This is a genomic window from Pseudomonas sp. FG36 (assembly GCF_057809275.1).
On the sequence record NZ_JBMDJQ010000002.1, the window covers coordinates 1 to 17286 of the forward strand.

Annotated in this window: 11 protein-coding genes and 1 rRNA gene; 9 read left to right on the forward strand and 3 right to left on the reverse strand. The window is 66.0% G+C overall.

Annotation, left to right across the window (positions count from 1 at the left end; translation table 11 throughout):
* Positions 1–113 precede the first annotated feature (113 nt).
* From rrf to yfiB, 7 genes are all read left to right on the forward strand, one after another.
* A 5S ribosomal RNA gene (rrf, locus tag ACODS9_RS02090) occupies positions 114–229 on the forward strand.
* 155 nt (positions 230–384) lie between these two features.
* On the forward strand, positions 385–3867 hold the full coding sequence (recC, locus tag ACODS9_RS02095) for an exodeoxyribonuclease V subunit gamma (protein ID WP_489093136.1): 3483 nt from the start codon (positions 385–387) through the stop codon (positions 3865–3867).
* A complete protein-coding gene (gene recB, locus ACODS9_RS02100; RefSeq protein ID WP_489093137.1) occupies positions 3864–7535 on the forward strand; it encodes an exodeoxyribonuclease V subunit beta in 3672 nt (1223 codons plus the stop codon). The genes recC and recB overlap by 4 nt, the downstream gene beginning before the upstream one ends.
* Positions 7532–9607, forward strand: coding sequence for an exodeoxyribonuclease V subunit alpha (gene recD / locus ACODS9_RS02105; protein ID WP_489093138.1), 2076 nt, complete (start codon positions 7532–7534; stop codon positions 9605–9607). Before recB ends, recD begins: the two co-directional genes overlap by 4 nt.
* Before the next feature lie 69 nt (positions 9608–9676).
* Positions 9677–10252: a regulatory sequestration protein YfiR gene (yfiR, locus tag ACODS9_RS02110; RefSeq protein WP_401111538.1), complete on the forward strand. Its 576-nt coding sequence runs from the start codon at positions 9677–9679 to the stop codon at positions 10250–10252.
* Positions 10249–11520: a diguanylate cyclase DgcN/YfiN gene (gene dgcN, locus ACODS9_RS02115; protein WP_489093139.1), complete on the forward strand. Its 1272-nt coding sequence runs from the start codon at positions 10249–10251 to the stop codon at positions 11518–11520. Before yfiR ends, dgcN begins: the two co-directional genes overlap by 4 nt.
* A 3-nt stretch (positions 11521–11523) precedes the next feature.
* Positions 11524–12024, forward strand: coding sequence for an outer membrane lipoprotein YfiB (yfiB, locus tag ACODS9_RS02120; RefSeq protein ID WP_231867455.1), 501 nt, complete (start codon positions 11524–11526; stop codon positions 12022–12024).
* Between the two features lie 40 nt (positions 12025–12064).
* On the opposite strand, the gene ACODS9_RS02125 is transcribed toward yfiB, so the two are convergent.
* Positions 12065–13015 carry a LysR family transcriptional regulator gene (locus ACODS9_RS02125; protein ID WP_031316500.1) on the reverse strand — a complete coding sequence of 317 codons (951 nt, stop codon included), beginning with the start codon at positions 13013–13015 and terminating at the stop codon, positions 12065–12067.
* A 133-nt stretch (positions 13016–13148) separates the two neighbouring features.
* Between ACODS9_RS02125 and ACODS9_RS02130 the strand changes: the two genes are divergently transcribed.
* Both ACODS9_RS02130 and mmsB read left to right on the forward strand, forming a co-directional pair.
* Positions 13149–14675, forward strand: a complete 1527-nt coding sequence (locus ACODS9_RS02130) for a CoA-acylating methylmalonate-semialdehyde dehydrogenase (RefSeq protein WP_038707313.1) — start codon at positions 13149–13151, stop codon at positions 14673–14675.
* A 10-nt stretch (positions 14676–14685) separates the two neighbouring features.
* Entirely contained in the window at positions 14686–15576 is an 891-nt protein-coding gene (gene mmsB / locus ACODS9_RS02135) for a 3-hydroxyisobutyrate dehydrogenase (protein ID WP_028691313.1), read from the forward strand.
* 227 nt (positions 15577–15803) lie between these two features.
* Here mmsB and ACODS9_RS02140 read toward each other — a convergent pair whose 3' ends face one another.
* Together ACODS9_RS02140 and ACODS9_RS02145 are read right to left on the reverse strand one after the other, a co-directional pair.
* The gene (locus tag ACODS9_RS02140; protein WP_023631693.1) at positions 15804–16148 is read right to left on the reverse strand and encodes a cupin domain-containing protein; all 345 of its coding nucleotides are present in this window, start codon (positions 16146–16148) and stop codon (positions 15804–15806) included.
* A gap of 205 nt (positions 16149–16353) precedes the next feature.
* A complete protein-coding gene (locus tag ACODS9_RS02145; RefSeq protein WP_023631694.1) occupies positions 16354–17286 on the reverse strand; it encodes a phosphatidate cytidylyltransferase in 933 nt (310 codons plus the stop codon).

The window sequence follows — 17286 nt, forward strand, 5'->3', positions numbered from 1 at the left end:
AGCGCAGATTGCGGTGGTGAAGACGAAACGAACCGAAAGTTCGCGACGAACCACAAATATCGCATATCCGAATTGGCTGGCATGTCTGCAAGGACGTACTGGCAACCGAATTTCTTGACGACCATAGAGCATTGGAACCACCTGATCCCATCCCGAACTCAGTAGTGAAACGATGCATCGCCGATGGTAGTGTGGGGTTTCCCCATGTGAGAGTAGGTCATCGTCAAGATTCATTTCGCAAAACCCCTATCTGCGCGAGCAGGTAGGGGTTTTGTCTTTGTGCCCGGAAAACTCATGGCCTGACCGGGCAGCATCGCGAGACCCCGCCTGCTGTCTCCGTGATAAGGTTTCCCGTCAGCATCAACCGTATTCCCGAGAGCTTCTATGCCGCAGACCACCTCACTCCACCCAGGTTTCATGATCGTCCAGGGCAACCGCCTGGACGAGCTGCGCAATCTGGTGGTGAGCGTGATGCGTCGCTATCCCCTGGCGCCGCTGGAGAACGAGATTGCGCTGGTACAGAGCAACGGTATCGCCCAATGGCTGAAACTGGCGCTGGCCGAAGACCCGCAAGACGACGATGAGGGCGGTTGCGGCATCGCCGCTGCCATTGATGTGCAGCTCCCGGGCAGCTTCATGTGGCAGCTGTATCGCCGCGTGTTAGGCCGTGATGAAATCCCCGAGGTTTCGCTGCTCGACAAGGCCCCCCTGACCTGGCGCCTGATGCGCCTGCTCCCGGAAGTGATCGAGCGCCCGCACTTCGAACCACTGCGCCGCTTCCTCACCGACGACAGCGACCTGCGCAAGCGCTACCAGCTGGCCGAGCGCCTCGCCGACCTGTTCGACCAGTACCAGGTCTACCGCGCCGACTGGTTGAAGGACTGGGCAGATGGTGCCCATGTGCTCAATACCGCCCGTGGCGAGCGCAAGCCCTTGGCTGCTGGCAATCGCTGGCAGGCCGAGCTGTGGCGGCTCCTGCTCGAGGACGTGGGCGAGGAGGGCATGGCCCAGAGCCGAGCTGGTGTGCACCAGCGCTTCATTGAGCGGATCAACAGCCTGGAGCAGGCGCCCCCAGGGCTGCCGGCGCGGTTGATCGTGTTTGGCATTTCGTCGCTGCCGGCACAGATCCTGGAAGCCTTGGCAGGCCTTGCCCGTTTCAGCCAGGTGCTGCTGTGCGTGCACAACCCCTGTCGTCACCACTGGGGCGATATCGTCGCTGACAAGGACCTGCTGCGGCACCAGTACAAACGCCAGCAACGCAAGCAGGGCATGCCTTTGCAGCTGGACGACGAACTGCTGCATCAGCATGCCCATCCGCTGTTGGCGGCCTGGGGCAAGCAGGGGCGCGACTACATCAACCTGCTCGACAGCTACGACGACCCAGGCAGCTACCAGAATGTCTTCAGCGAAGGCCGTATCGACCTGTTCAGTGACGCCCAACCCGAGACCCTGCTCAACCAGCTGCAGGACGATATCCTTGAGCTGCGGCCTTTGGCCGAGACGCGTACGCAATGGCCAGCAGTCGATCCGGCCAAGGACCGCTCCGTGCGCTTCCACCTGGCCCATAGCCCGCAGCGCGAAGTCGAGATCCTCCACGACCAGTTGCTCGCCCGCTTCAGCGCCGACCCGACGCTGCGCCCCCGCGACGTCATCGTCATGCTGCCGGCTATCGACACCTACGCGCCGCATATCCGTGCCGTGTTCGGCCAGCTCGATCGCAACGACCCGCGCTACATCCCCTTCACCCTGACCGACCAGGGCCAGCGTGGTCGCGACCCACTGCTGATTGCGCTGGAGCACCTGCTCAAGCTGCCCGACAGCCGCTTTGCCGTCAGTGAAGTGCTCGACCTGCTGGACGTACCGGCCGTGCGCGCCCGTTTCGCCATCCAGGAAGGCGACCTGCCGACGCTGCATCGCTGGATCGAAGGGGCGGGCATCCGCTGGGGGCTGAGTGCCGAACAGCGCGCCAGCCTGGGGCTGCCGGAAGGGCTGGAGCAGAACAGCTGGCGGTTTGGCCTGCGCCGGATGTTGCTGGGGTACGCGGTCGGGGTGGGCGAAAGCTGTGACGGCATCGAGCCTTATGATGAGATTGGCGGCCTCGATGCCGCATTGATCGGGCCGCTGGTGGCCTTGCTTGATGCCCTGGAGGTTGCTTGCCAGGCCCTGACCCAGCCGGCCTCGGCGCCAGATTGGGGCGCACGGCTGCACGCCTTGCTGCAGATCTTCTTCCTGGCCGAGAACGAACACGACGAGCTGCTCTTGGTGCAACTGCAGGATCTGCGCGACACCTGGCTGGAGACTTGCGAGGCGGTTGGCCTGCAAGATCTCCTGCCGCTAACGGTGGTGCGCGAGGCCTGGCTGTCGGGGTTGGACCAGGGCAAGTTGTCGCAACGCTTCCTTGCGGGTTCAGTGAACTTCTGCACCCTGATGCCCATGCGCGCCATCCCGTTCCGCGTGGTCTGCCTGCTGGGCATGAACGATGGGGACTATCCACGCGCCCAGCCGCCCCTGGACTTCGACCTGATGGCCAGCGACTATCGTCCGGGCGACCGCTCCCGGCGAGAGGATGACCGTTACCTGTTGCTCGAAGCCTTGCTGTCGGCACGTGACCAGCTCTATGTCAGCTGGGTCGGGCGCAGTATCCGCGACAACAGCGAGCGTCCGGCCTCGGTGCTGATCGGGCAACTGCGCGATCACCTGGCTGCCGGCTGGCAGCTCGCCGGTGCCAAGGCCGGGTTGCGCGATGACGCTGGACAGCAGTTGCTGCATGCGTTGACCCAGGAGCATCCGCTGCAACCGTTCAGCCAGCGCTATTTCCAGAAAGGCAGCCCGCTGTTCAGCTTTGCCCATGAGTGGTTGGCCTTGCATCAGGCCGAGGAGGGCGCAGCGACCGCCGCTATCGGGCTGTCGCCCTACGTCAGCGATGAACCGCTGAACCTGGTGCAGCTTCAGGATTTCCTGCGCCACCCGGTACGACATTTCTTCAGCCAGCGCCTGAAAGTGTTCTTCGAAATGTTGGAAGCGCCGACGCCGGACGAAGAACCCTTCGTCCTCGATGCCCTGCAGCGCTATGGCCTGAGTGAGAGCCTGCTCGGCGCCGCGCTGGCCGACCCCGACAACGCCGAGCGAGCCCTGCAAGCCCAGGCCCGGAGGCTGCAGGCCTGTGGGCTGCTACCGTTGGCCGGGTTTGGTGAGGCCTTGCAGGCGGAGCTGATCCAGCCGCTGCCGGACTTGCTGCAACGCCATCGACAGTTGCTGCAGCGCTGGCCGACGCTGGTCGAGGGTGCCCTGCCGATTCACTTCGAACAGGGCGCGCAGCGCCTGGAAGGCTGGCTCGGCCGTGTGTACCAGGGCGAAGACCAAAGCCTGCTGAGCATCGCCACAGTGCCCAATACCCTCAGTGCCGGGCGCAACAGCCTGAAATGGCATCGCCTGATTCCGGCCTGGGTCATGCACCTTGCCGCCTGCGCCTCGGGCTATCCGCTGCACAGCGCGTTGGTGGCCAGCGACCTGACCTTGCTGTTGGCACCGCTGCCGCAGGCCGATGCGACGCAGCGCCTGGGCGAGTTGCTGGTGGCACGCCAGGCGGGAATGAACGCGCCCTTGCCCGTCGCGGCCAAGACCGCCTTCGCCTGGCTGGCCCAGGAGGACCCGGACAAGGCCCTGGCTACCGCAGCCCGTGCCTACGAAGGTGACGGCCAGAACAGCTTTGGCGAGCGCAGCGAGAGCCTGGCCCTGGCCCGTCAATACCGTGACTTCGCCGCACTGGCCCTCGAGGAAACCTTCGAGGGGTGGTGCGAAACCCTGTATCGCCCCTTGTTCGCGGCGTCCTGGCAAACCCTGGGTAACCCGGAGAGCGCCCAATGACCCAAGCCCGCCCCCTGGCGCTGAGCTTTCCTTTGCACGGCAGCCAACTGATCGAGGCCAGCGCCGGCACCGGCAAGACCTTCACCATCTCGGCCCTGTACCTGCGCCTGATCCTCGGGCATGGCGGCGAGCAGGGCTTTGCCCGCGAGCTGCTGCCACCGCAGATCCTGGTGGTGACCTTCACCGATGCGGCGACCAAGGAACTGCGTGAACGTATCCGTGCGCGCCTGGCTGAAGCGGCGCGCTTTTTCCGCGGCGAGCTCGAGGACGCCGACCCCTTGCTGCACCTGCTGCGCGAGGATTATCCACAGGCGCACTGGCCACGCTGTGCCAACCGCCTGGAAATCGCCGTGCAGTGGATGGACGAAGCGGCGGTGTCGACCATCCACGGCTGGTGCCAGCGTATGTTGCGCGAGCATGCGTTCGACAGTGGCAGCCTGTTCACCCAGAGCCTGGAAACCGATCACAGCGAGTTGCTGGGCCAGGTCATGCGCGACTACTGGCGGCGCTTCTGCTACGGCATGCGTGGCGAGTCGCTGGCCTGGGTGCGCGGCAACTGGGGCAGCCCCGATGCCTTGTTGCCAAGGATCAGGCCACTGTTCGGCCGAGTGCGTGGCCAGGTGGACGATCAGGAGCCGCAAGCCTTGATCGAGGCGACCCTGCGCCAGCGTACCGAGCAGTTGGCCCAGCTCAAGGCCCCTTGGGCCGCCTGGGCCGATGAGCTGCAGCAGATCTGCCGCGATGCCGTGGCCGCGAAGCAGGCGGACGGGCGCAAGTTGCAGGCACGCTACTTCGAGCCCTGGTTCGACAAGCTGCGCGCCTGGGCCGGTGATGAGCAGGCCATGGAGCTGGACCTGGGCACCGGCTTTACCCGCCTTACCCCGGCGGGCATGGCCGAGGCGTGGAAGGCCGGCGAGCCACCGCAGCACCCGGCGCTGCACGCCATGGCGGCCCTGCGTGAACAGTTGCAGGGGCTGGCCAGTCCCGATGCGCGCCTGTTGGAGCATGCCGCCGCCTGGGTTTCGGCGCGCTTCGAGGTGGAGAAGCGTCGACGCGCTGAAATGGGCTTCGACGACATGCTTTTGCGCCTTGAGCATGCCCTGGGCAGTGATGCCGGCGAGCGCCTGGCCGCGTTGATCCGCGAGCAGTTCCCGGTCGCGTTGATCGACGAGTTCCAGGATACCGACCCCGTCCAGTACGGCATCTTCGAGCGCATCTACCGCATCAGCGAGAACAACCCGGACACCGGCCTGTTCATGATCGGCGACCCCAAGCAGGCGATCTACGCCTTCCGCGGCGCCGACATCTTCACCTACCTGGCCGCGCGCCGCGCCACCGCCGGGCGCCTGCACAGCCTGGACACCAACTACCGCTCCAGCCAGGCCATGGTCGCGGCGGTGAACCGGGTATTCCTCCAGGCCGAGGAGCGTGCCGAGGGCCGTGGGGCATTCCTGTTCCGGGCCCATGGCGACAACCCGCTGCCTTTCGTCGAGGTACGCGCCAAGGGCCGTGGCGAGCAATTGCTGGTGGCCGGTCAGCCGAGCGCAGCCCTCTGTTGCTGGCAGCTGGATAGCGATGAGCCGGTATCCAGTACCTTGTATCGCCAGCAGCTGGCGGCCAGTTGCGCGAGCCATATCGTCGAGCTGCTCAATGGCGGGCAGCAAGGCATCAGTGGTTTCGCCGACGCCGCTGGCAAGCTGCGCCCCTGCCTGCCCTCCGATATCGCCATCCTGGTGCGCGACGGTCGCGAGGCCCAGCTGATCCGCGCCGAGCTGGCCGCCCGCGATGTGCGCAGCGTGTACCTGTCGGACAAGGACTCGGTGTTCGCCGCCCAGGAGGCCCACGACCTGCTGGCCTGGCTCAAGGCCTGCGCCGAACCGGACTCGGAGCGCCTGCTCAAGGCCGCCCTGGCCAGTCTGACCCTCGACCTGCCGCTGGTCGAACTGGAGCGCCTGAACCAGGACGAACGGGTCTGGGAGGGCTGGGTGATGCGTTTTCGCCGCTACCGCGACATCTGGCAACGCCAGGGCGTGCTGCCGATGCTGCGCCGCCTGCTGCATGATTTCCAGCTGCCCCGTGCGTTGATGGGCCGCAGTGACGGCGAACGCGTGCTGACCAACCTGCTGCACCTGGCCGAGCTGTTGCAGCAGGCGGCGGGCGAACTGGATGGCGAGCAAGCGCTGATTCGCCACCTCACCGAGCACCTGGCCAACGCCGGGCAGGCGGGCGAGGAGCAGATCCTGCGCCTGGAAAGCGACGAGCAACTGGTCAAGGTGGTGACCATCCACAAGTCCAAGGGCCTGGAATACCCACTGGTGTACCTGCCGTTCATCTGTACCAGCAAACCGGTGGATGGCCAGCGCCTGCCCCTGGGCTGGCACGATGATCAGGGCGTGGCGCACCTGACCCTGACGCCGAATGCCGAGCAGATCGAGCGCGCCGACGACGAGCGCCTGGCCGAGGACCTGCGCCTGCTCTACGTCGCCCTGACCCGCGCCCAATACGCCTGCTGGCTGGGCGTCGCCGACCTCAAGCGCGGCACCCAGCGCAGCTCGCAACTGCACCGTTCGGCACTGGGTTACCTGCTCGGCGGCGGGCTGCCGTTGCCTGCCTCCAGCCAGCTGGGCGAGTGGCTCCAGGCACTGGCGGCGAGCAACCCGGCCATCAGCCGAGAGCCGCTGCCCGAAGTGCAGACACAGAGCTATCGCACGCCGGACAGCCAGCGCGAACTCCTGCCGCCACGCAAGCCACGGCGCGCCGCCGCGGAACACTGGTGGATTGCCTCCTACAGTGCCCTGCGGGTGGGCGACCAGACGCTGATCGCCGACAGCTCCCAGGCCCAGCAACTGCTGGACGACGAGGTGCTGGACAGCCAGCTGCTGCGCGAGGTCCCGGCCGAGGCGGGCGATATCCACCGCTTCCCCCGTGGGCCGAACCCGGGGACCTTCCTCCATGGCCTGCTCGAATGGGCGGGTCGCGAAGGCTTCGCCGAGATCAGCAGCCAGGCCGAGGTGATCGAGCGCACCGTGGGGCGGCGCTGCAATCGACGCGACTGGACCGGCTGGATCCCCACGCTGACGCAGTGGCTGCAGCAATTGCTGCTGCAACCCATGCCGCTGCAGGGGGCCACCCTTACCCTGGCGCAACTGAACCATTACCAGATCGAAATGGAGTTCTGGTTCGCCAGCCACCAGGTCGACGCCCTGCGCCTCGACTACCAGGTGGCGCGCCATACCCATGGCGGCGCGGCGCGCCCGGCCGCGCAGCCGACCTTGCTCAATGGCATGTTCAAGGGCTTCATCGACCTGGCGTTCGAGCTCGATGGGCGCTACTACGTGGCCGACTACAAGTCCAACTGGCTTGGCCCCGACGCCGAGGCCTATGGCGACCTGGCGATGGAGCAGGCGATCCTCGAACACCGCTACGACCTGCAGTACGTGCTCTACCTGCTGGCCCTGCATCGCCAGTTGCGCGCCCGCCTGCCTGACTACGACTACGATCGGCATGTCGGTGGCGCCGTGTTCATCTTCCTGCGCGGCGTCACGTCGGCAGGCCACGGGCTGTATCATGCGCGCCCACCCCGGGCACTGATCGAACAGCTCGACGCGATGTTCCGGGGTGAGCAAGAACCTGAACAACAGGACCTGTTTGCCGGAGCCGCGCCATGAGCCGCAACCTCGATGACCTGCTGCCCACGCCATTGCAGGCGGAGCATCTGAGCGCCCTGGCGCCGCTGAGCGCCAGCCACGACCTGCTGGCGTTGCTCGATCGTTGGGTCGAGCGCGGTTGGTTGCGTGCCCTGGACCGGGCCTTCGTGATCTTTCTCGAGGAGCGGGCGCCAGGCAGTGACCCTTTGGTCCTGCTCGCCGCGGCGCTGGCCAGCCACCAGCTGGGGCATGGGCATGTCTGCCTGGATCTGCGCCAGACCCTCGCTGAACCAGACTTCGCCCTGTCGCTGCCACCGGAAGGCGATGCCCTCGCCGGGCCGCTGCTGCTGCCTTCGCAATTGCTAGCCAGCCTTGACCTGGGTACCTGGCTGCAACGGATTGCCGAGAGCCCGCTGGTCGCGGCGGGCGATAGCGTCGAACAGCGCGCCCGGCCACTGGTGCTCAGCGCCGAGCGTTTGTACCTGCGCCGCTACTGGGCCTACGAGCGGCGGATCGACGGCGCCCTGCATGAGCGGCTGGCACGCCGTCAGCCTCAGCCCGCCGATCTGGCCCAGCGCCTGGCGCAGTTGTTCGACGGCGGCTCGGCGGCCGGCGAGGTGGACTGGCAGAAACTGGCCTGCGCCCTGGCCACCCGAGCGGGTTTCAGTGTGATCACCGGCGGCCCCGGCACCGGCAAGACCACTACCGTGGTACGCCTGCTGGCGTTGTTGCAGGGGCCGGCGGTCGAGCAGGGCCGACCGCTGCGTATCCGCCTGGCGGCACCGACCGGCAAGGCCGCGGCGCGCCTGACCGAGTCCATCGGCCAGCAGGTCGAGCGCCTGCAGGTGGACGTTGAGGTACGGGCGCAGATCCCCACCGAGGTCAGCACCGTGCACCGCCTGCTCGGCAGCCGCCCAGGCTCGCGGCATTTCCGCCATCATGCCGGCAACCCGTTGCCGCTGGACGTGCTGGTGATCGACGAAGCCTCGATGATCGACCTGGAGATGATGGCCAACCTGCTCGATGCCCTGCCGTCCACCGCACGGCTGGTGCTGCTGGGCGACAAGGACCAGCTGGCCTCGGTGGAAGCCGGGGCGGTGCTGGGCGACCTGTGTCGCGATGCCGAGGAAGGCTGCTACTGGCCGCAGACCCTGGCCTGGCTGGAGCAGGTGGGCGGGCAGTCGCTGGCGGGCATCGGCCTGAAACCGGGCGATGGCCAGCGCAATCCGCTGGCCCAGCAGATCGTGATGCTGCGTCATTCGCGGCGTTTCGGCGAAGGCAGCGGCATCGGCCAGCTGGCGCGCCTGGTCAATCGCCAGCAGGCGCTGGAGGCGCGGGCGCTGCTGGCGACCCGGCCTGCGGACGTTCATTGCCTGACCCTGGGCGGCGAACACGACAAGCGCTTCGATCGCCTGCTGCTCGACGGCCTCGGCCAGGGCGGCGAAGGGCCGCAGGGTTACCGTGGCTACCTGCGCACCATCGGCCGCTTGCGCCCGCCGCCTGGCACGCCGGGCGACGATCCGCGCTGGGAGCGCTGGGCGGCCGAGGTACTGCAGAGCTTCGAAGCCTTCCAGCTGCTTTGCGCCGTGCGCAGGGGCGCCTGGGGTGTCGAAGGCCTGAACGAACGCGTGGCCCGGGTGCTGCACAATGCCGGGCTGATCGATAGCCAGCAACCCTGGTACGAGGGCCGCCCGGTACTGGTCACCCGCAATGACTATGGTCTCGGCCTGATGAACGGTGATATCGGCATTGCCTTGCGCCTGCCGGACGAGCAGGGCGAGGCGTTGCTGCGCGTGGCCTTCCCGCGCAACGATGGCAGCGGCGGGGTGCGCTTCGTCCTGCCCAGCCGGCTCAGCGAAGTGGAAACCGTGTTCGCCATGACCGTGCACAAGTCCCAGGGCTCGGAATTCAGCCATACCGCGCTGGTGCTGCCCGATGCCTTGAACCCGGTGCTGACCAAGGAACTGGTGTACACCGGCATCACCCGCGCCAAGCACTGCTTCAGCCTGATCGAGCCGCGCGCCGGGGTGTTCGAGGAAGCGGTGGAGCGCAAGGTCAGGCGTGTCTCGGGGCTGATGCTGGAGCAAGTCTGACTCTGGAGTTCGCCGCCGATATGCTATCGTTGCGGCATTATCCGCAAACATTTTGTGAGATTTTCCCCCATGACTGTGGCTGTCTCGTTCTTGAGACGAGTGACGGGTTGTGCGCTCTCGCTGCTGATGGCCACGCTGTTGTCGACCGGCGCTCCCGCCTGGGCGGGCACTGCCGCGTCGGACGCCCAGGCGCAGCAACGGGCCAAGGCCGTGACCCAGGTGGTACTGGGGATCCTCAGCTACGCACGCTGGCCTGCCGACCCCAACCCCTTGCGCCTGTGCCTGGTCGGCCCTACCGAGTACGCCGACGACCTGATCAAGGGCAATGTGCAGAACTCCGGGCAACCCCTGCAGGTGCGCCGTCTGCTGGCCGACGACCCGAGCGTGGCCAATGCCTGTGATGCCATCTATATCGGCAAGCTCGACAAGCTGGAACGTGAGCAGTTGTTCCAGAGGGTCAATGGTCATCCGCTGCTGAGCATCAGCGAGGCCGATGACCCGTGCACGGTGGGTAGCCTGTTCTGCCTGCGGGTCAGCGACCAGCAGGTGGCGTTCGACGTCAACCTCGACTCGGTGGCGCGCAGCGGTGTGCGCATCCACCCCAGCGTGCTGCAGCTGTCGCGACGGCGGGCAGGGCAGCCATGAAGCGTTCAGCCAAGCGCTTCAGCCGGCCGACCCTGCGTGCCGTGCTCGGCCGTCGTCACCTGAGCGTGGCGCTGCTCGCCGCGGGCCTGGCCGGTGTGCTGGTGACCCTGCTCGGCGTGGCGGCGTTGCGCGTCTATGCCAATCACAACCTGCACCTGATCGCCCGCTCCATCAACTACACCGTCGAGGCCGCCGTGGTGTTCGACGACAGTGCCGCGGCCAACGAAGCGCTGGCATTGATCGCCTCCACCGAGGAAGTCGCCGACGCCAAGGTCTACGACAACGACGGCGAACTGCTCGCCCACTGGCAGCGTGATACGCCCGGCGTGATGGCGCAGTTGCAGACGCAGGTGGCGCGCAGCCTGCTGGAAGAGCCGATCAACATGCCGGTGCAACACATGGGCCAGCGCGTCGGGCATATCGAGTTGACCGGGCAGGGTGGCAGCCTGGTGCGCTTCCTGCTCAGCGGCCTGGTCGGGATCCTGGTGTGCACGGTGCTCAGTGCGGTGCTGGCGCTGTACCTGTCACGGCGCCTGTTCGGCGACATCATCCGGCCCCTGCGCAACCTGGCCAGCGTCGCCCATGCGGCGCGGCGCGAGCGCAGTTTCGATCGCCGCGTGCCGGAAACCCAGATCGCCGAGCTCAACGAGCTGGGCAACGACTTCAATGCCCTGCTCGATGAGCTGGAGGTGTGGCAGAGCCACCTGCAAAGCGAGAACGAAACCCTCGCCCACCAGGCTAGCCACGACAGCCTGACCGGCCTGCCCAACCGCGCCTTCTTCGAAGGGCGGCTGAATCGCAGCCTGCGCAACGCCGCACGCACTGAAGATCACCTGGCCCTGTTGTTCCTCGACAGCGACCATTTCAAGCAGATCAACGACAGCCTCGGCCATGCGGTGGGTGACGAAGTGCTGATCAGCGTGGCCAGCCGCGTACGCGCACAGTTACGCGAGCATGATTTGGTGGCGCGTCTGGGCGGCGACGAGTTTGCCGTGCTGCTGACGCCGCTGCATTCGCGTGAGGATGCCAAGCGTATCGCCGAGAAAATCGTCGCCAGCATGAAGCTGCCGGTGCAGCTGGAGGATGGTACCAGTCTGACCACCTCGCTGAGCGTCGGTATCGCCTATTACCCGGACGACGGCCGCGACCCGGCCAGTCTGCTCAATGCCGCCGATGCGGCGATGTACCAGGCCAAGCGCAATCGCCGCGGCCATTGGCAAGTGGCACAGACGGAACGCTGTGCCAACGATGCAAAGAACAGGAGCTGAACCGTGACCAAGCGTTTTTCCGTACTGCGTTTCCCGTTATTCACCCTGCTGCTGGCGCTGTTCGCCCTCACCGGCTGCCAGAGCGTGCCGCCCAAGGGGCTGACACCCGAGCAGGTCGCCGTGCTCAAGCGCGAGGGCTTCGCCCCGACCGATGACGGCTGGGCGTTCGACCTGTCCGGCAAGGTGCTGTTCGGCAGCGACCTGGACAGCCTCAACAGCCAGAGCGAGTCGATCGTCGAGCGCATCGGCAAGGCGTTGCTGTCGGTGGATATCCAGCGCGTGCGCATCGACGGCCACGCCGACGCCTCGGGCAAGGCCGCCTACAACCAGCAGTTGTCCGAGCGCCGCGCGCAGAGCGTGGCCAAGGCCTTGGCCGGCATCGGCATGCAGCCGCAGAACATCCAGACCCGCGGCATGGGCAGCAGCCAGCCGGTGGCGGACAACCGCACCGCCGCAGGGCGCATGGAGAATCGCCGCGTATCGATCGTGGTGGGGTCGGAGTGATACCGACATCGCGGGGCTTGCCCCGCGATGATGCCTACCCTCAATCCCGAGCGAACTTCATCTCCCGCGTCTCCCCCATCAACAACGGCGCATTGGCCTCGGTCACCTCACGGATGTAATCCCACAGCAGGGTGATCCGCTTCAACTTGCGCAGGTCCTCCCGGCAGTACATCCAGAACTGCCGCGTCACCTCGATCTGCTCCGGCAGCACCGTCACCAGCCGTGGGTCCTGCGCCGCCAGGAAGCACGGCAGGATCGCCAGCCCACGCCCCTGCAACGCTGCCGTGTACTGGGCGATCACGCTGGTGCTGCGCAGGTGCGCGTTGGCGTTGGGGATCAGGTTGGCCAGGTACAGCAGCTCCGAGCTGAAGGCCAGGTCGTCCACGTAGCTGATGAACGGGTGGCGTCCCAGGTCGGCGATCTCGCGGATGGGTTCATGGCTGTCCAGGTAATCCTGGGTGGCATACAGGCGCAGGCGGTAGTCGCACAGCTTGCAGCACACGTAAGGGCCGTGTTCCGGGCGCTCCAGGGCGATGACGATATCGGCTTCGCGCTTGGACAGGCTGATGAAGTGCGGCAGCGGCAGGATGTCCACCGAGATCGCCGGCCAGGCATCGACGAAGTGGCTCAGCTGCGGGGTGACGAAGAAGCTGCCGAAGCCTTCGGTGCAGCCCATGCGCACATGCCCCGACAATGCCACGCCCGAGCCCGAGACTTGCTCGCAAGCCATGTGCAGGGTGCTCTCGATCGACTCGGCATAGCCCAGCAGACGCTGGCCCTCGGCGGTGAGGACGAAGCCGTTGGTCCGCGATTTCTCGAACAGCAAAGTGCCCAGCGCCCCTTCCAGTGAACCGATGCGCCGCGACACCGTGGTGTAGTCCACGGCCAGGCGCTTGGCCGCACTGCTGGCCTTGCGGGTGCGCGCTACCTCAAGAAAGAACTTGAGGTCGTCCCAGTTCAGCGCGCTCAGGGAGGTGAGGTCTTTTTGCATGATGATCCGGTTTTTTTGTGCATTCTTGTTGGATGTTTGCACATCTATACTCGATCTCAGCCCCTGTACGCCACCCCGTGTCCATGCCGGCGTAGGCGTCTTCGTTCCGACAATAATTCCAAGGAGAGCGCAGATGAACGCACCCCAGACGCCCGACCAGACCAAGGTCGAGCAGGTCAAGCTGCTGATCGACGGCCAATGGGTCGAGTCGAAAACCACCGAGTGGCGCGACATCGTCAACCCGGCCACCCAGCAAGTGCTGGCGCGTGTGCCGTTCGCCACCGTCGAGGAAGTGAACGCCGCGGTGGCCGCCGCCGAGCGCGCCTTCAAGACCTGGCGCGACACTCCCATCGGCGCGCGCATGCGCATCATGCTCAAGCTGCAGGCGCTGATCCGCGAACACAGCAAGCGCATCGCCGTGACCCTCAGCGCCGAGCAGGGCAAGACCATTGCCGATGCCGAGGGCGATATATTCCGTGGCCTGGAAGTGGTCGAGCACGCCGCCTCCATCGGCACCCTGCAGATGGGCGAGTTCGCCGAGAACGTCGCCGGCGGCGTCGACACCTACACCCTGCGCCAGCCGATCGGCGTGTGCGCCGGCATCACCCCGTTCAACTTCCCGGCGATGATCCCGCTGTGGATGTTCCCGATGGCCATCGTCTGCGGCAACACCTTCGTGCTCAAGCCGTCCGAGCAGGACCCACTGTCGACCATGATGCTGGTCGAGCTGGCACTGGAGGCTGGCGTGCCGGCCGGTGTGCTCAACGTGGTGCATGGCGGCAAGCAAGTGGTCGATGGCATCTGCACCCACCCGGACATCAAGGCGATCTCGTTCGTAGGCTCCACCGAAGTCGGCACCCACGTCTACAACCTGGGCAGCCAGCATGGCAAGCGCGTGCAGTCGATGATGGGCGCCAAGAACCACGCCGTGGTGCTGCCCGACGCCAACCGTACCCAGACCATCAACGCCCTGGTCGGCGCCGCCTTCGGCGCGGCCGGCCAGCGCTGCATGGCCACCTCGGTGGCGGTGCTGGTGGGCAAGGCCCGCGAATGGCTGCCGGATATCAAGGACGCGGCGAGCAAGCTCAAGGTCAATGCCGGCAACGAGCCGGGCACCGATGTCGGCCCGGTGGTCTCCAAGCGCGCCAAGGAGCGTGTGCTGGGCCTGATCGAAAGCGGTATCAAGGAGGGCGCCAAGCTCGAACTGGACGGCCGCGACGTGAAGGTGCCGGGCTACGAGCAAGGCAACTTCGTCGGCCCGACCCTGTTCTCCGGGGTGAAGACCGACATGCAGGTCTACACCCAGGAAATCTTCGGCCCGGTGTTGGTGACTCTGGAGGTGGATACCCTCGACGAGGCCATCGCCCTGGTCAACGCCAACCCGTTCGGCAACGGCACCGGCCTGTTCACCCAGAGCGGCGCGGCGGCGCGCAAGTTCCAGAGCGAGATCGACATCGGCCAGGTCGGTATCAACATCCCTATCCCGGTACCGGTGCCGTTCTTCAGCTTCACAGGTTCGCGCGGTTCCAAGCTCGGCGATCTCGGCCCGTACGGCAAGCAGGTGGTGCAGTTCTACACTCAGACCAAGACCGTCACCGCCCGCTGGTTCGACGATGACAGCGTCAATGACGGTGTGAACACCACCATCAGCCTGCGCTAAGGAGCTCGTCATGCGTATCGCATTCATCGGCCTGGGCAACATGGGCGCGCCCATGGCCCGCAACCTGATCAAGGCCGGGCACCAGCTCAACCTGTTCGACCTGAACAAGACCGTGCTGGCCGAACTCGCCGAGCTGGGCGGTCAGGTCAGCACCTCGCCCAAGGACGCCGCCGCCAACAGCGAGCTGGTGATCACCATGCTGCCGGCCGCCGCTCATGTGCGTGGCGTGTACCTGGACGAAGAAACCGGCGTGCTGGCCGGCATTCGTCCCGGCACCCCGACCGTGGACTGCAGCACCATCGATCCGCAGACCGCCCGTGAGGTCTCCAAGGCCGCGGCGGCCAAGGGCATCGACATGGGTGATGCGCCGGTCTCCGGCGGCACCGGTGGCGCGGCGGCCGGCACCCTGACCTTCATGGTCGGCGCCAGCGCCGAGCTGTTCGCCACGCTCAAGCCGGTGCTGGAGCAGATGGGCCGCAATATCGTGCATTGCGGCGAAGTCGGCACCGGGCAGATCGCCAAGATCTGCAACAACCTGCTGCTGGGCATCTCGATGATCGGCGTGTCCGAGGCCATGGCCCTGGGCAATGCGTTGGGTATCGACACCAAGGTGCTGGCCGGGATCATCAACAGCTCGACCGGACGTTGCTGGAGTTCGGACACCTACAACCCGTGGCCAGGCATCATCGAGACTGCCCCGGCTTCACGGGGTTATACCGGCGGCTTCGGCGCCGAACTGATGCTCAAGGACCTGGGGCTGGCCACCGAGGCCGCGCGCCAGGCGCACCAGCCGGTGATCCTGGGTGCCGTGGCCCAGCAGCTGTACCAGGCCATGAGCCTGCGCGGCGAGGGTGGCAAGGATTTCTCGGCGATCGTCGAGGGGTACCGCAAGAAGGATTGACCCGCGAGTGGACTTGATCGCGGAGCGTATGGTCTTCCCCCTTGTAACTGCGCACCTTGGGGGAGGGGCATGCGATTCGCGATTTTTTTTGCCCGCGATCTTCCAGGCAATGAAGCCCCTGTGGGAGCTGGCTTGCCAGCGATGCAGGCAGCGCGGTTTTGGGCACCGGCTTTGCCGGTGATCGCCGGCAAGCCGGCTCCCACAGGATGTGCGTTTTTGCCGAACGATCAAGCAAACACGAAATACTTGCGCACCGTCTCGACCACTTCCCAGGTCCCTTTCATCCCCGGCTCGATCACGAACACATCCCCCGCCTTCAGATGCTTCGGCTCCTCGCCTTCCGGGGTGACGATGCAGTAGCCATCGAGGAAATGGCAGTACTCCCACTTCTCGTAGTTGACCTCGAACTTGCCCGGCGTGCAGATCCAGGTGCCCATGATCTTGCTGCCGTCGGCGGACAGGTAGGCGTTTAGGTTGACGGTGTGCGGGTCGCCGCCGATGCGCTTCCACTTGGTCGCGTCGACCACCGGGGTCGGGCAGGTTTCGCGCAGGACGGTGATGAAGTCGGACATGGCGTGGCTCCAGGTAACGGGTGAGATGACGCGTCACCATAGGGCCATCGACGTATGGGCAGTTGCCTGGGCTCGACGTCCAGCTGTCAGAGCGCGCTATGCTCAGGTGTTTGCCGGATGCCTTGCAGCGCCTATGAGATCGAGCGCCGCGCGGGCGGCGCTCGATCTCACCGACACTGCAAGGCTTTCGCCAAACCCCAGTACCTCACGCCCACCAGTAACGCACGAAGTGGAAGAACACCGGCGCGGCGAAGCACACCGAGTCCATGCGGTCGAGCATGCCGCCGTGGCCTTCGATCATGTGGCCCCAGTCCTTCACCCCACGGTCGCGCTTGATCGCCGACATCACCAGCCCGCCGAAGAAGCCCATGGCATTGACCGTCAGCGCCATCAGCGCCGCCTGCCAGAAGGTGAACGGGGTGATCCAGCACAGCAGCGCGCCGACCAGGGTAGCCAAGGCCACGCCGCCGGCCAGGCCTTCGACGGTCTTCGACGGCGACAGGTTGGGCGCCACCTTGCGCTTGCCGAACAGCTTGCCGCAGACGTACTGCAGCACGTCGCTGATCTGCACCACCAGGATCAGCCAGGCGATCAGCAGCAGGTTGCGGCCTTCGTAGCCGGGGATGTCCAGGGTCATCAGCGCCGGCACCGAGGACACGCAGTACACCGCGATCATCAGGCCCCACTGCACCTTCGAGGCGCGCTCGAGGAAGCGCGTGGTGTCGCCGCCAAAGCTGGCGAGGATCGGCAGCAGCAGGAACAGGTACACCGGGATGAAGATGCTGAAAAGGCCGTACCAGTCCATGGCGATCAGCAGGTACTGCACCGGTAACGCCACGTAGAACGCCGCCACCAGGGCGGGGTAGTCGCTGCGTCGGGTCGGGGTGAGGGTCATGAACTCGCGCAGGGCGTAGAACGAGACGCCGTAGAACAGCACGATGACGCCGTACTTGCCGAACAGGAAGGCGATGCCGATCACCAGCACCATTACCCACCAGGCATTGATGCGCGCGTTGAGGTTGTCGATCACCGCATGTGGCGCGGGGCCGGCACGCCACTTCAGCAGGCGGCCGACGAGGCTGGCGAGCAGCAGCAGGGCGCCGATACCGGCGAACAGCGACAGGGTGTTGTGATCCAT